The organism is Pseudoalteromonas sp. SG43-7, assembly GCF_014164295.1.
GTDB lineage: Bacteria > Pseudomonadota > Gammaproteobacteria > Enterobacterales > Alteromonadaceae > Pseudoalteromonas > Pseudoalteromonas rhizosphaerae.
On sequence record NZ_JACJEY010000191.1, the window covers coordinates 1 to 425 of the forward strand.

Consider the following 425-nt stretch of genomic DNA (forward strand, 5'->3'; position numbering starts at 1 on the left):
AAAATGGTTATAAATTAGCTAAAAATTTACCTGCTTATGCATGGATAAGCACAGGAGAAGTAGAAGAAAATATCAGGCCTTATTTAATTGTTGGCATGGGGGATAGTGGCGAGATAAAAGTATGGTTATCAAATGCACGATCTGACAGAAATAGAACAGGCCGTGTATTACACGAGCTTGGCTCTGGGCAAGCACAGTGGCGTAAGAATAAGTAACTAAGCTATTCCTCAAGGGCAGCTTGAACTTAAATGGATATAGATTATGGACAAAATCATAAAATTACTTCTTATTAGCTTGTTTGCTGTATTACTAGGCGGTTGTGCAACAACAGGTGAAATAGATTATATGGTTGTATCGGGTTCAACGGATGAAGGTAATGATATATTCGTGACTTTAATTAAGTTTGATGACCAGTGGGATGTACC

The 425-nt window shown here is 37.4% G+C and carries 1 pseudogene; it reads left to right on the plus strand.

Annotated elements, in window-relative coordinates:
• A pseudogene (locus H5200_RS23460) lies at positions 1 to 215 on the plus strand (DUF2931 domain-containing protein); the annotation flags it as partial.
• Between the last annotated feature and the right edge of the window lie 210 nt (positions 216 to 425).